We start from the raw sequence: 1,363 nt of genomic DNA, 5'->3' as shown, positions 1-1,363 counted from the left end.
GGTGCCGCCAGGATCGGGGGCAAGGTGTTGGTGCGGCCCAGACGGTCCAGTGCGCGCAGATTGAGCGGCGCTAGGACCAGGGCGGGTTGCTGGTGGGTGAGGGCGGCGTCAAACAGGGCCAGACCGTGTTCGGTGGAGATCGGGGTCAGGCTGGCGCGGCCGATGCGGGCTTGATCGAGCTGACTGAGGTGGGCGGTCATCCCGGAAGGGGTTTGCCAGTAGCCCCACGCCAGGCTGGTGGCCGGTAGTTGTTGGCGGTGTCGTTGGTGGGCCAGGGCATCGAGGACGGCGTTGGCCGCGGCGTAGTTGGCTTGTCCCGGGTTGCCCAAAGTGGCTGCGGCCGAGGAGAACACAACGAATGCTGCCAGGTCTTGGGTGGCGGTCAACTGGTGTAAATGCCAGGCGGTGTCGGCTTTGGCGGCCAGCACGGTGTCGAGTTGGGTCTCGGTGAGTTCGGTGATGACGGCGTCGGCGAGGATGCCGGCGGCGTGGATGACTGCGATCAATCGATGTTGGGTGGGGATGGATTGCAGCAGTGTGGCCAGCTCGGTGGGATTGCTGGTATCGCAGGCGGTGAAAGTTACGTGTGCGCCGAGATCCGTTAAACGTTGGTGGAACTCGGTGGCGCCTGGGGCGTCGGGGCCGCGGCGCGATACCAGTAGCAGATGCCGTATCCCGTGCTTGGTAACCAGGTGCTCGGCGAAAACCCCAGCCAGCGCCCCGCTACCACCAGTGATCAACACCGTGCCCTCGAGATCCCAGGTAGGGGTGGGTGGTGGTGTGAGGGTGGTGGTTCGGGTCAGGCGGGGGATATGAGCTGTGCCGTGGCGTAGGGCGAGTTGGGGTTCGGTGGGGGTGTGGCCCAGGGCGGCAAGGACATTGATCAGCAGGCGCTCGTCAGCGGCGGGGTCGGTGTCGATGAGGTTGATGCGGCCGGGGTGTTCGTTTTGGGTGGTGTGGATCAATGCCCAGGCTGCGGCGTGGGCGAGGTTCGGGGCCCGGTCATGGATGCTGGTCGCTATCGCGTGACAGGTCAAGATGACCAGCGGAGTGTGGAGGGTGTCGGGGCGGGTCAGCCAGTGTTGTAGCTGGGTTAGCACGTGCTGGGTCAGGGTGTGTATGCGCGGCAGCGCGTCGTGCTCGGATTCCTCAGAAATAGGCAGCGCCCAGATCACCAGATCGGTGTCGTTGAGGTCGGGGTGGTTTAGATCGGGGTGGATCGGGGCCTGGTGCAGGCCGGGCGGTAGGTGGTGCGGGTCAGCGGCGACGACGATCCAGGTGGGTGAAACCGCGGCTTGGGGGAAGGTGTCGCCGGGTAGCGCGGGCCAGTTCAGGCAGAACAGGCTGTCGCGCAGGGTGGGGG

General features: G+C 65.9%; 1 protein-coding gene. It reads right to left on the bottom strand.

Annotated elements, in window-relative coordinates; translation table 11 throughout:
* The coding region (locus MSIMFI_RS26495; protein ID WP_191499905.1) for a beta-ketoacyl reductase at positions 1–1,363 on the bottom strand (1,363 nt) is incomplete at both ends.

Source organism: Mycobacterium simulans, from assembly GCF_900232995.1.
Lineage (GTDB): Bacteria > Actinomycetota > Actinomycetes > Mycobacteriales > Mycobacteriaceae > Mycobacterium > Mycobacterium simulans.
The sequence above is the reverse complement of the archived record's forward strand: the minus strand, read 5'-3'. Positions and strand labels throughout refer to the sequence as shown.